General features: G+C 48.8%; 12 protein-coding genes and 1 pseudogene. 4 read left to right on the top strand and 9 right to left on the bottom strand.

What is annotated here, in order from left to right; translation table 11 throughout:
• The first annotated feature begins 40 nt into the window (after positions 1–40).
• A protein-coding gene (locus LF599_RS16920; protein WP_404823727.1) for an IS3 family transposase occupies positions 41–1182 on the top strand; the annotation gives its coding sequence in 2 pieces (ribosomal slippage) (positions 41–293 and positions 293–1182; 1143 coding nt in all).
• A 435-nt stretch (positions 1183–1617) separates the two neighbouring features.
• Here LF599_RS16920 and LF599_RS16915 read toward each other — a convergent pair.
• Positions 1618–2792 (bottom strand): IS3 family transposase gene (locus tag LF599_RS16915; RefSeq protein WP_404823699.1). Its coding sequence is split into 2 segments (ribosomal slippage): positions 1618–2528 and positions 2528–2792, totalling 1176 coding nucleotides; the frame shifts between segments, so codons are not numbered across the junction.
• A gap of 53 nt (positions 2793–2845) precedes the next feature.
• On the opposite strand from LF599_RS16915, the gene LF599_RS16910 reads away from it, so the two are divergent.
• Entirely contained in the window at positions 2846–3514 is a 669-nt protein-coding gene (locus LF599_RS16910; protein ID WP_279521624.1) for a hypothetical protein, read from the top strand.
• Here LF599_RS16910 and LF599_RS16905 read toward each other — a convergent pair.
• From LF599_RS16905 to LF599_RS16880, 7 genes and pseudogenes are all read right to left on the bottom strand, one after another.
• Positions 3499–4365 (bottom strand): DNA adenine methylase, encoded by an 867-nt coding sequence (locus LF599_RS16905; protein ID WP_279521623.1) that lies wholly within the window; start codon positions 4363–4365, stop codon positions 3499–3501. The two genes, LF599_RS16910 and LF599_RS16905, sit on opposite strands and share 16 nt — an antisense overlap.
• A gap of 165 nt (positions 4366–4530) precedes the next feature.
• Entirely contained in the window at positions 4531–5367 is an 837-nt protein-coding gene (locus tag LF599_RS16900; RefSeq protein WP_269940554.1) for a hypothetical protein, read from the bottom strand.
• A 2-nt stretch (positions 5368–5369) separates the two neighbouring features.
• On the bottom strand, positions 5370–6980 hold the full coding sequence (locus tag LF599_RS16895; protein ID WP_279521622.1) for an AAA family ATPase: 1611 nt from the start codon (positions 6978–6980) through the stop codon (positions 5370–5372).
• Positions 6981–7776: 796 nt separating this feature from the next.
• Positions 7777–8838, bottom strand: a complete 1062-nt coding sequence (locus LF599_RS16890; protein WP_269942321.1) for an IS110 family RNA-guided transposase — start codon at positions 8836–8838, stop codon at positions 7777–7779.
• A 74-nt stretch (positions 8839–8912) separates the two neighbouring features.
• Positions 8913–9917, bottom strand: coding sequence for a tyrosine-type recombinase/integrase (locus tag LF599_RS16885; RefSeq protein ID WP_279521621.1), 1005 nt, complete (start codon positions 9915–9917; stop codon positions 8913–8915).
• Between the two features lie 13 nt (positions 9918–9930).
• Positions 9931–10086: pseudogene (locus tag LF599_RS18355) on the bottom strand (helix-turn-helix domain-containing protein); the annotation flags it as partial.
• Between the two features lie 3 nt (positions 10087–10089).
• Positions 10090–11001 (bottom strand): hypothetical protein, encoded by a 912-nt coding sequence (locus LF599_RS16880; RefSeq protein WP_279521620.1) that lies wholly within the window; start codon positions 10999–11001, stop codon positions 10090–10092.
• Positions 11002–11356: 355 nt separating this feature from the next.
• Here LF599_RS16880 and LF599_RS16875 point away from each other — a divergent pair, with 355 nt between their 5' ends.
• On the top strand, positions 11357–11839 hold the full coding sequence (locus LF599_RS16875) for a hypothetical protein (protein WP_279521619.1): 483 nt from the start codon (positions 11357–11359) through the stop codon (positions 11837–11839).
• Between the two features lie 97 nt (positions 11840–11936).
• Here LF599_RS16875 and LF599_RS16870 read toward each other — a convergent pair whose 3' ends face one another.
• Complete coding sequence (locus tag LF599_RS16870; protein ID WP_269940564.1) at positions 11937–12527, bottom strand: hypothetical protein; 591 nt, start codon at positions 12525–12527, stop codon at positions 11937–11939.
• A gap of 171 nt (positions 12528–12698) precedes the next feature.
• Between LF599_RS16870 and LF599_RS16865 the strand changes: the two genes are divergently transcribed.
• Positions 12699–12947, top strand: coding sequence for a helix-turn-helix domain-containing protein (locus LF599_RS16865; RefSeq protein WP_279521618.1), 249 nt, complete (start codon positions 12699–12701; stop codon positions 12945–12947).
• Positions 12948–12964: the final 17 nt, after the last annotated feature.

The following is a 12964-nucleotide window of genomic DNA, read 5'->3' as shown; positions in this document are numbered from 1 at the left end:
AGTAGAGACTTCTGGCCCAAACTGCGCCCAGGAGTTTCACATGCGCAAATCAAGATTCACTGAGCACCAGATCGTGCGGATTTTGAAATCCGTGGAAAGTGGACGGACGGTCAAGGACGTCAGCCGAGAGCACGGCGTGAGCAACGCTACGTACTACAAATGGAAGTCCAAGTACGGCGGCATGGAGGCGTCCGACATAGAGCGGATGAAAGACCTTGAGGCAGAAAACCGTAAGCTCAAGCAGATGTTTGCGGATCTGAGCCTGGAAAACATGGCTCTCAAGGATGTCATCGAAAAAAAACTCTGAGGCCGGTTCAGCGAAAACAGCTCGTCACGCACATGATCTGTGAGTTCGAGATGAGTGTCCGCAAGGCTTGTACAGCTCTTGGCGTCAGCCGGAGCTACTACGCGTACAAGCCTCATCCGCGCGACGATAGTACCGTCATCGCCGCTTTGACTGAACTGGCCGAGAAAAAGCCCACATGGGGCTTCAGTAAGCTTTTTGCTGTGCTTCGCAAGCAGGGGACCCCTTGGAATCACAAACGCGTCTGGCGGGTTTATTGCTTGTTGAAAATGAATTTGAAACGCAAGGCAAAGAAACGTCGCCCCCAAAGGACAAGGAAAGCCGTGGCCCAGCCGCTGCTGGCGAACCATTGTTGGTCGATTGATTTCATGCGTGACACTCTCTACAGCGGGCGGGCTTTCAGAACATTTAATGCTGTTGACGATTTCAATCGAGAGGTGCTTGCCGTGGAAGTAGACACCAACCTGCCAGCCGGAAGAGTGCTCAGGGTACTTGACCGGGTAGCCGAAGAAAGAGGTCGTTACCCGGAAAAGCTGAGGATGGACAACGGACCTGAATTTGCCAGTTCGGCCATGGCAGCCTGGGCTGATCAGCACGGTGTTGGGCTGGAGTTCATACAGCCAGGCAAGCCGACGCAAAACTCATATATTGAGCGTTTCAACCGGACCTATCGGGAAGAGGTCTTGGACTTGTATATCTTCGATAGCTTGAGCGAAGTGCGTGAATGCACGGAGAGATTTATCAGGGAGTACAACGAAGATCGGCCTCATGAATCGCTAGGCGACATGACGCCAGTGGAATTTGCAGCCCAGAGGGCAGGGGGTACCCCCTGCCCTCTGGGCTCTCACCAAAAAACGGCGGGAAGCCTCTACTACTAGCTGGCCCTAAGATGGGGGACTTTACACTTGGACTTGATCCAGATCAGTTGAAGGAAGCGGTCAAGGCCTTCGAGGGCCGTGCTCCATGGCTGTCGAAGTAGGTGGCAAAGAACCCGAATTAGCAGGTGTCAGAGGATATCAATTTGCCAAGGGGTGTGTGCTGGTTTGTATATGCACGTTCGTTTTTAGTTGTTGAGTGGCGCAACCCCAAGAAAATGACCACGCATCTTCAGAAAATCGACAAACGGTCCGGTAAGTTACAAAATTTCTCTTAAGCTCTGTTGTAAACCTTATGCTGAAGATTAATTATTACCTTTAGCCCATCCGCAATAGAATTTGATTTTTGGAATCCTGAAAACTTCTTGTAATACCCCTTTTTGAGCTTTCACGTCGAAAAGTTCTAGAAAGTTTTCATAGTCTTTAAACGGACCTGCCCTATCCGTTTGTACCACCCGCGATGTTAGTGCTCCCCCCTTGGCGTTTGGAGGGCTGGCTCCACTCTCCCCCCGGGGGGAGAGTGGCCTTGGGCGCGGGTGGCTTGTATCCCAGAGCGCTGTGAGGCCTGAATGTGTTGTACTCCCAACGCCACTCGTCGATCAAGTAGCGAGCTTCCCTGAGCGTTGTGAAGATTTCTCCATTGAGGAGTTCATCACGTAATTTACCGTTGAAACTCTCGTTGTATCCGTTCTCCCAAGGGCTTCCCGGTTCAATAAACAAAGTCTTCACTCCGACTCGTCCCAGCCATTTTCTGACGGCTTTTGCCGTGAACTCCGGTCCGTTATCCGATCTGATGTGATCCGGTGCTCCCCGTTCAACAAACAGCCTGCTCAAGCGGTAAAGCACATCTTCCGATTTGAGGCTTCTCGCTACGTCGATTGCCAGACACTCACGAGTATATTCATCGATCACAGTGAGCATCCGAAAGGCTTTGCCGTCATGGGTTCTGTCCATGACGAAATCATACGACCAAACATGACCTGGCCAGCATGGACGAAGGCGAATGCAGGAGCCATCTGCCAGCCATAGTCGTTTACGTTTCGGTTGTTTTTTCGGGACTTGTAGCCCCTCACGTCGCCAAATGCGTTCCAGCCTCGTGTGGCTGACCTTCCAACCATCTCTGTGCAGCAGTTCCAATATCCGACGGTATCCATATCGTCCGTATTGGGTGGCCAATTCAATCACTGCGGCGGTTAGTGCAGCTTCATCTGCACGAGGATTGGACGCATATCGTTGCGTAGAACGGACTTGTCCAAGTACTCGGCAAGCTTTCCGTTCTGATACCTGCATCTTTTCTCGAACCCGGTATACACAACGACGGCGGCGCGAAGGGCTCAGAAGTTTCCCTTTGCCGCTTCTTCCAGAATCATTTTGTCCAGATTGAGGTCAGCGACCAACCGCTTCAGACGAGAGTTCTCTTTCTCCAGTTCCTTAAGCTTTTGGGCCTGACTGACACGCATTCCGCCATATTCTTTGCGCCATCGATAATAGGTTTGCTCAGTTACGCCGAGCTTGCGGCTGACCTTGGGGACCGTTTCTCCCCGGGCCAAAAGGACTTCTGCTTCACGCAGCTTGGCGATAATCTGTTCCGGTGTGTGCTTTCTGATGCCCATTGAAACCTCCTGCTGTCCACATAACCCTAACATTGGGCCTGGACCAGTTTTTCATGGGCGGGTCACTCCTGGCTCTTGAAGATTTACATAGGAGGAAAAAAATCAGCACTCGCCACAATCGCCATGAAGACGACATCGTTAAGACGTTAAAAAAAGCAGCTAATGGTATTTTTGCGAAGAACGAAAATGCTGATTTCGAAATAATTGTTCCCCAACCTGATTCAGCGATAAAAAAGGAAACTCCACAACCCTCTTCCGAAGGAGGAAACAAGCCCCGCAAAACGCGTCGAACTAAAGCCGAAAAACAACATCTATTTGGTGGAAAACTCTTTTTGGAAAAAGGGATCGTCAACAATTTATACTGCGACATTGATGACACGTACAATTTCTACTTGGACAACCAAGACACGTTATCCGACACTTACAGTGGTATAATTAGGATGACCCTAAGGCTATTAGCTGAGGCAGCGGGAAATGATGAGAACTTAAAAATGGATAAGTATCTTAGAAAGTACTTCGATGCCGGCAAGAAGATGCTTACTTTAAATGAAAAAACTTTTATTTCCAATCAGTCTGTTAGCGAAAACAAACTTGTCCAACTATTGCAGACAGGTGCACACAATTACATAGATTCCACAAATATGGATCAAACACGTGCTGTTTCAATTGTTTTGGGGAAAATTTTGACGTTATCTCATGGGAAACATCAGTTAACGCCGTAAGCAACATCAACTTGTTCTGGTAAAATAACATTCGGGGGAGCGATCACCAATTCGTTCCCCTGTTTTGCGTGGTGCGCAAAATAGTTTAGTGAATAGGTGCCTACCCAATTCACCTCGTAAAGCTCACGGATTTCTCTCGCATCGTCGTATGTCATCACCCAATGGGCAGAGTCGCCGACTTGTGGAAGGAGGTTCGCCAGATTCGCATGATCATCATGCTCATATGCGTTGAGGTACAACTGACTTCCCTTGTCGTAATATGGTGGGTCAAGATACACCAAAGTCGGACTATCAATCGCGGGGACAACGTCTCTCAACAGTTCTAAAGCATCCAGATTGTGTACTTCAATCTTCTCACGGCACATTGCAATTCTAAGGACCTTGTCCATCAGCACCCCATGATTGAAGCGCACATGAAGCTTATATTTCCCTGATTGCTTTTTGCCACCAATAGGACCAGCTTTCAGGATACCTGAGTAATTGCAACGATTCAGATAAAAGGTAGCAAAGCCAACGTCAAACGGCTCATGTTTTCGCCAGCTATCTAAAACTCTTTTCTGATTGTACCACTCGTCAATATCCAGTGGGACCGATTCAATTTGGCAAAGAAATCTATCTGTGTCATTAAGCACAGCGTTCCAAAATGCTGCAACGCACGGATCGAGATCGTTGATGACTATTCTATCTACCACATTCTCGAAAAGCAGCCTAAGAGCAGCACCGGCCCCGCCAGCGTATGGCTCAACATAAACACCACCTCGAATCCCGTTCAGGTCAATAACCTGTTCAAGAAAAGGCGCAATGGACGACTTTCCACCAGGATATCTCAAAGGTGTATAGGTTGTTGCCAATTTACACTCCAACTCAGCTTCTGGATTAAGGCGCACTCAAAAAATACAACAATTTCAAAATGCTAAGCGCAACAATCAATAATGTAGCAAATCTATAAAAAAATCAACAAATAAGACACAGACACTCAGCCCAGATTGTTCTTCACCACTGCAAAAGCCAACCACCTATTGGGCGCGAGCAGCCTCACATTTTTGAACCATGTGGTCTATCCATTCATCAGAAGATAAGAGAGACCTATAAATGATCGCATCCCAGTGATTTATGCTAATGGTTTCATAAGTAGTTTTATTAATAGTCAATGAATCAATAATCGCTTGCCTGACATCTTCTTTATTTGCACAAGCTGCCGTTAACCCCATAACTATACCCATGTAAAAATTCGATAAGTGTTTGAAAATTCGTTCTTTGACATCAAGAGAATCAAGATGAGTCTCCAAAACAAGTTGCAAATCAGCAGGACACGCATACTCTAGCTCAATCATAGGGACCGGATCAAAGTCGCCTGTAATTGAAAGATTGATTATGATCCCCTCATCATAGTATGGATGCAGGAACCCCTTATGACCATTAATTAAGTACTCCGTCCTCTTTCTCCCCTGACACGCATCGCACATTGGGACCAGATTACAATGCGCAATAGAAAACTCAGCGAAATGAGCTTTCGGCAGATAGTGATCATGGGTCTCTGGATGTCCCATCTCGCCACAAAATGGACAGTAATTCAAATTATGCGATTGAAGCTCATCTTTAATTTCCCTTGAGCGCCCGGTAGGGTGATCCCAAAGATTGTGTAAAGCAGTCTTCAAACGCCCTTCCTCTATTCCAATAGGAACGATATGTTCTGGATTACCTTGGTGCTCGATATAGTTTTGAACAGCGTGCTTCCACTCATCTTCGAACTCTAGAAATAAATCTCGATTACGCCCTCGCCTACGATCACCAACATGACCCTCCACCAATGCAACGTCGTCATGATTCAATGATTCTATCTTACAAACCATGACTATTCTTTCCCCATCAAGTATAGGATGCTTTCTTCGTTCAACTCGGACTTCCTAGCATCCATGGTTTTTTCAAAACCACCATATTTTTTATATTCTTGATCTAAAAAGTCATGGTACTTCTTATGGCCTTTCGCATCATCAAACACATACGAGTTTATTCGATCCATACTTGCACCAAATGTCTCAAAAGGAGGTCTTCCGATCACAGGCACTCCTTCCCGCCTCTTCAAAACAGATGTACACCTTGTCGGGACTTCACGTGCCAAGACTAACGAGTGTGTTGATATCACCGCGTACGAATCGTACTTTTCAAGTAGAGTTCGCAACATCTGGAGCAAGACAATTTCTAAACTGGGATGGAGATACAGCTCTGGCTCATCAAACACTAACAGTGTTTCTTTCTTAATATGGCTCAAGGCTCCAACTACTAAGGTTGAAAACATAGACTGCCCAGAACTTAACTTTAAACGCTCACCGTCTTTAAGGTAGATTACACCGCATTCCTTTTTGGTTCTGCTTTCGTACTTCAATAGCTTTTCATAATCGCCCTCAGCTGGAATAACCCGTTCTCTACCTTTCTTTGTAGGAACAACAATTCCAAGGTCATCGAAGCCAGGTATCCCAATACCCATAATATCGAGTAATGAGCTGATCCTACTTGGACGAATATCAAAATCACCATCTTCCTGATCTTTTCTAATGATTTCAAAAAGAGACTCTACTGCTGTAATCAAGGGACTGTCCTTATTAAACTCTCCTTTTCTATAAAAACCAAACGGTTGGAAAATCGAAGAGCTTCTGACATCCTTTCTTCCTGCTACAGTACTAATATCTTCGAATGGAGAGTAAGAAAAACAAACGATATTGGTAAAAAACGGTTTCAAAGAACTATCGATAGATTCTTTTCTCCTTCTCCTGCTCTCACCAACATCAAGCATATCTTGCATTAATGTGAATAAACCTTGAGTTTTCCCTGTTCCATTGGCTCCAATCAATAAATTAATATTTGCAGGATAAAATCCATCCGTAAAATCAAAGGAGATGGTGTGCTCCCCATCATACGAATCTAGGTTATACCGGACATCAAATTCGATGTCGTTGAATGCAGCATACCCATGAACTTTCTTAGCGTATTCTAAAGCCTTACGCGCACCCATTTCCCGCAACAAGGAGTCCTCAAACCCTTTTGACTCAAACAAGTCACTTTCACCATAGAGCTTAATGTACCCAGCATCTCGAGCAGTAAAAAAATATTCATCGATATTTGAATGTGACACAATCTTACTAAGCTTCAAATAAAATTCACGATCTTCAGCTAGCGTTAGATAGTCAATCTCCATCGCTGAAAGAGCTATATACTTCCTTTCCCCAATAATTTCTCGCATTCGAATATGAGTATGCTTTGCATCTTCTAACAACATTTTTGCATACCCAATGCTTGAAACATGGGCTCCATCGACTACAAAAACCTGACAGGTCGTTTTGTAACCAAAATCGTCCCAACTACTCGAAAACTTGGACTGATAAGTGTCGGAGACGAAGACTATCGCAAAATCAGACAGCCTGAGATTCTTTATAACTTGAGGGGAAGTGGCATAGAATACGTTCATATCTACTCCGTATTTTTCAATAATCTATCAGCAGCATTAGAAATAACAAGAAATAATTCAGCCAGCCGATATTCATCCTCAAGCTCAAGCTAAAAAGCCGGTAAACCGGCTTTTCAGTCACAGCTCAACATCACCACCGAAAACCATCTGGTTTTCACTGAAATCATCAACAAAAACTGAGCAGTAAAAGCTGAAAGGCTCACCTCAAACCAAGCCTAGAGGCATCCCTGCTATAATGAGGAGCATACTCACTCTTCTTCAATTGGCGGGCGGTTATCCTCAATTCCGTGCAATTTCAACGTGTCGGAATCTTTTGGTCCCAAAATTGGTCCCAAATTGTTTTGAGTTTCTTGAGCTTTGTGTGCAGCTTGAAAAATTTTTATCGAAGTATATCAGGGTGTTTGATAAAGTGTTTAATCCGGCTCGGTCTCTCTCACGCCGGCAACAGGGGTTCAAACCCCCTTGGGGACGCCAAGACAAATCAACGGGTTACAGTGAAAGCTGTAGCCCGTTTTTTGTTTGCGTGTCGATTTACGTGTCGATGAACACGAAAAAGCCCCAGAATCATGATGTTCCGGGGCTTTTCTTATGCGGCCCCATGTCAAGGACTCCCTATTTACTCGATTTCCCTATTTCTTAGGCCAGACTCCACCCTCACCATAACGGCTATTGGTTTGTATTCCTTTTCTTATTCGTGCTCTACGGCACCAAGTACCTATTCGGTACGTAAATCAGTTTAAGATCGCCATTTCTATTTTCGTGGTCTACGCCACCAAAGCCCCGCCGCGATCTTTGTTCACGACTGCGTTACAGGTAAGCTGAGCTTCCACAAAAGCGCGGCCAATTTACGAGCAAGCGCAGCTATTGCTTTTTGTGCCACACCATGTCGGCTATAAATTCGGTTGTAGAACTCCCTGGCCCACTCATCTCGCTGCTTCCACACCCAAGCTGCTTCAATCAGTAAACTTCGTAATCGCTTTTGACCGACCGGGCGAAGTGTTGCCTTACCCTTGCTGCCTCCACTTTGCCGCATCACTGGCGCAAGGCCCAGGTAAGCTGTCACCTCTTCGCTGCGATTGAAACGTTCCGGGCGGTAAACCTCTGCCGCAAAAGTCGTGGCCACGACTTCGCCAACGCCGGGAACGGACCTCATGGCGGCAATACGTCTTGCCTCGTCTTGTTCCCGGATGCTTATTCGCAAACGCTGATCCACTTTGCGTTGTGCACAAGCGAAGTACTCCAGTTCATCGAGCAAGCTTTCAAGAGTCTCTTTTGCCCCCGAAGGAAGTTCCACCTGATGAAGTGTGAGTATGGCAGCCTTGCTCCAATGGTCCAGATCGGCAGGCTCCTGCGCTCCAAGATAAAGAAGAAGTGAACGAATCCGTTGTTTAGCTCGACGAAGAGAGTCGGTGAGCTGATGCCTTCGACGCTCAAGAGCACGGAAGGCTTCAGCTTCAACGGAAGGAATGGCGATTGGTCTGATCAGGCCGGAGGCTGCCAGTTCGGCCAGTTTGCGGCAGTCCAGGCTGTCGGTCTTGTTGGTAGCGGTGATGGGGCGCGGGATTCGGCTTGGCGCAGCAACGACAACCGTAACACCTTCTGCTTCGAGGCTCCTGGCCAACTCAAAGCCAGTCGGTCCAGATTCATAGCAAACCGCGCCAACCTCAACAGGTAATGACATGACAAGCCGGGTGAGTGCTGTTGCATCAGCCGGACAAGTCCAGTCCTTCACGGCACCATCAGGTCTGAGCAAAGCCACGCTGAAACTCAGCTTATGGACGTCCACTCCTATCCATACCTTCTCGCCGGAAAACGCTTCAACAAACCGATGAACAGATGATACTTTGAGCTTTGCCATGTCGGCCTCCCTTGGTTTTGGGGTTCACTGGTACTGTTACCAGCAAAACTTGGGAGTGCCGACATGGTATTTCCTTATTCTTCATCTTCACCGAAGACATCTTCCAGGACATTCTCGGTGATGCCCAGTCGGTGCAGGTACCGGGTAGTAGTCATTGGGTTCTTGTGCCTCAGGATAGCCTGAATGGTGGGTATGTCCACACCCTCCTGGGCCAGCATTGAGGCCGTTAAGTGCCGGATAGCGTGGAAGGTGAAGTGCTTCACCTCAGCACGCTCGCACAGAATCTTCATGAGGTGCTGCCGCCATTTGTAGGGGGATCCGTCCTCGCGGCAGAAGACCAACTCGGAAATCCGACTCTTGGAGTGTTCCCCAAGTTCCCGCCGGAGACGCTTGGTCAGGGGTAACCAATCAAACTCCTTGCCCCCTGTACGCTTCCGGGTCCACAGTCGAATTTTGCCTCTTTCGAGGTCAACGTCATCCCATTTGAGTTTGAGCAATTCGCCGCGCCGGGCCGCCGTGTGCAGCAGAGTGAGCAGGAATACCTGATCTTCGGGCCTGGCGACCTCATAGACCTTCCAGAAGTCCTCAACCGAGGGGACGTACTTGCCCTGCTGCTCAACGGGAAACGGGTCAACATCGGCAAAGGGGTTATCCTTCGGCAACTTGAGAACCTTAATACCCCAGTTCCACGCGGCCAGCAGGTTCTTGCGATCCTTGTTGGCTGCGTTGCCGCTCCGATGTTTGGCCTGAGCCATGAGCATACGCTGGCAGTCAGCAACAGACAGTCTTTCGACCGTCAGGCTGGACGGCACAAACTCAAAAAGCCGGTTGAAGGCTGGTACCTTCTCCTCCTTCAGGGTTTTCGGGACGAACTTCTGCTTGGCAAATTCGAGATACTCGATGCTCCATTCAGCTAGAGAGACGTAAACCAAGTTCTCCTGCTCTGCCTGCCAGAGTTCGGCGGTCTGCTCCTCTTCCCAACGGATTGCCTGTCTTTCGGTTTTGAAGGTCTTTGTCCGTTTGACGTAGTTGATGATTTTGACCGCTCGCCACTTCCCGTTCTTCTCTTGGTAGGCCATTATTCTTCCTCATGTATTCCTTGATATCACTTTCAAAGAACAAGATTTTTCCGTTCTCGCAGGCCTGAATGCCACCGAGAAGGCTCTTGTATTTGTAGACATAGGCGGTAGACACCCGCAGAAGCGCAGCCACTTCCTTGGGGGTCAGGATAGTGTCGGAGGGAGGCATGAACTATTCCCCCCTTTCCAGCTTGAGCCGTTGAAGCAGTTTCCGCTTGATCTTCTTTTCGAGGGTGGGGTCGCTGATGATATGCAGCCCCGCCCCGGCGTGGAGGACCTTGCTTTCGTGGTCGGCAAGATACGAGCCGTCGGAATGTCTGCTGTCCTCATGGACGTCGAAGCAAATGACCTTGCGGATTTCAGGAAAGGCCTCGGGAGGAATTTCGATCCTCCTGGGCTTAGCCAGCTTCAGGTTCTGCTCATTGAAGCAACCGAAACTGTGCCGGTTGCCCATGAAGGACGTGACCTTCCTATGGTCTTGGAGTTTTTCGCCGCTCACCATGTAGGAACAGGCGGCATACGAATCCTCTGAGAACCGGAGGTTCTTCACTTCGACCAAATTCTTCTTTAAAGACCCGACACGTCCGAACCACCATTCCTTCATCAAGGACCGAAACCCCGGCCTTGAGTCACCGGACTTCCTTGCTGGAGACTTCCCGCACCGGGCGAGCAGATGGATATGAAACCGGGCCTTGTCCGTGTAGTCGATCAGGTAGATGGCGTAGCCATTATGATAGTGCGTCCGGAACTTGCGCCCAATAAAGGCGAGGTCCTTCCTCAGCTGGTCAGGGGTCACCTTCTTCGCCATCCGTCGCGGGTAGACGAGGGAGACAAACCAGCGTGGACGGTCTTCAAGTGCGAAGGCGATCTTAATGAACCCTTTTCGCCTCCGCTTGGTTTTGAGGGTGAGCTTCACGGCGTCATTGTGATTCGCATACTCCCCCAGACCTGGGGCGACAGGGCGCACTTTGGGAGATGCATATCCACCCGCTTTGTAGTGCCACGTGAGGACCCGCTCCTGGATGTAGAGGACATAGCACTCTGGCTCAGGCTCAATAGCCGACCAAGTAATTTTCTTAGGCATCTGAAGCCTTTCACACACGAGTAAAAGTAACGAGTGCGCGACACTCACTCATGCGTGAAGGTTCAGTTGCCGCACACCGCTGACCTGGAAATGGACAGCGGCGGGACAAACGAAACTTTTCCTCTCAATTTAGCTGGATATGCCTGTGCTCATAACAACCTGTTTTTACGTGGTTTGTTGTCGAATCTGACGAGGCTAAAACATGTAAGAAAAACCAGTATATTTTTTGTTATGTTTTAAAAATCCGCATTTCATAAAATCTTATTTTTTACATAATATTTTTCATTATATTTATTGACGCCTGACGAAGGCAGAGCATAAGAAATAGCGTAAGAAAAAACATAAGAGGTGAATTATGGACGTGAAGGAACCCAAAACTCGCAATTATCTTTACTCCGCGGAAGCCATCAAGGCCTTGGACGCGCTTGCTGTTCAACTCAAGGGAAAGGGGCAGAAAAAGAACAAAGCCCAAATCGTGAGTGATGCGATCGTGCACTATGCCTCTTCTCAGGGGATCAAGGTCGAGGGACAGAAAGAAGAGGTGTCCCTCCAGTCCCTTGCGAAAAAGACCAGAAAGCTTGAACAATTCGTTGAGGCTCTATGCCGAGTTGTCCTTAGCTCTGACTGTGAGTTGAAAGAAGAACTTATGGAAGCCCAAGAGGCCCTCGCCGACGCATTGAAGGCGGGGTGCAAACGCAACGCTAACACCCTATGGGAAGAGGCTCAGGATGATCTTCCTGAGTGCATGCAGGACAAAGACATGTTTATGATATACGTCGGCGGACATGGACTCCCGACCAAGCCAAAGTCGAAAGGGAAAAAAAAGCGAAATAAATAGCTTACACTGCCCGACAGGTCCTTCATCGTCGTGTTTTAAGGCAAAGCCAAGAGCCAGGGCCCACACCCAACCATGCGGTGCAGGCCCTGGCCTCAACCTATAACTTCCGCATGAATAGCAATATTTCCACGGGTGCTCCGGTGCGGCTCAACGACATTGTTTTGGAATCGGACTCAGGGGCAAAGCCCAAACTGAGCAAATCCCCGGTCGTGAGGGCCAAGACCAAGGAACAATATCCGTCTTCGTCTTTTGGGATGAAGCGCACCATCTCCAGCGGGTAGCGTGAGCCGTTTACAATGGAAGCGTAAGGCCGCTGCCTCAGATCAAACCCCACCTGCTCGCCGGATGACTGGACACGCCAATAGCCCGAGGCGTCTGACCGGAAGTCGGCTTCCGTGTACGCCCGTGTCGTCCCACCTTGAGCGAGAAACAGAATCCCCGCACCGAGCACCGCCGGGATGCAGAACGCCAGGATTGCCATCCCCCAGTTGAAAGGCTGGTTCCCGACCGGCAACTGCTTCTTGGCCTTGAGGGCCGCGTAGATGTTCACCGGAATAGCCGTCAACGGGATGAAGCTGATGACGGCCATGATCAGGCCCTTGGCGACCTTTCCGTACCCGGCATAGTAGGCCCCGCCGAAAAGCAGCCCCAGCCAGCTGAACCCCTTCTTCTGTTCAACCTCGGACATTCTAACCTCCTTGTGCCCAAAGCATGCAGCCTGGGCGCTCTTGATGATTGCGGGCCCGACCTCCGCCATGGAAGACGTCCCTGGGTTTCTGAAGTGCAGCTTGTAGAACATATTCTGTAGTCATATATTCTACAAGTCAAGCACGGTTGGATTCCAATAAAAGGAGCCGCCGTGCCGAAAAACAACAGCGACATGTACTCTGCGAGCGAGCAGAAAGTGATACGAGAACTGGGGATTCGAGTGCGCCAACTACGGGATGAAGCGGGCTTGTCGCAGGAGCGTCTGGCCGAGCTGGCCGAAATGCACCGGACCTACATAAGCTCCATCGAGCGGGGGCAGCAGAACATTTCCCTGACCATCCTGATCCGGCTGGCGACGGCTCTTGAGGTGTCCCTGGAAAAGCTCTTTACGGGTATTTAGCGGGAGGAGGGAGCGCC

This window comes from Pseudodesulfovibrio thermohalotolerans, from assembly GCF_021353295.2.
Lineage (GTDB): Bacteria > Desulfobacterota > Desulfovibrionia > Desulfovibrionales > Desulfovibrionaceae > Pseudodesulfovibrio > Pseudodesulfovibrio thermohalotolerans.
This window is presented reverse-complemented; position numbering and strand designations above follow the sequence as displayed.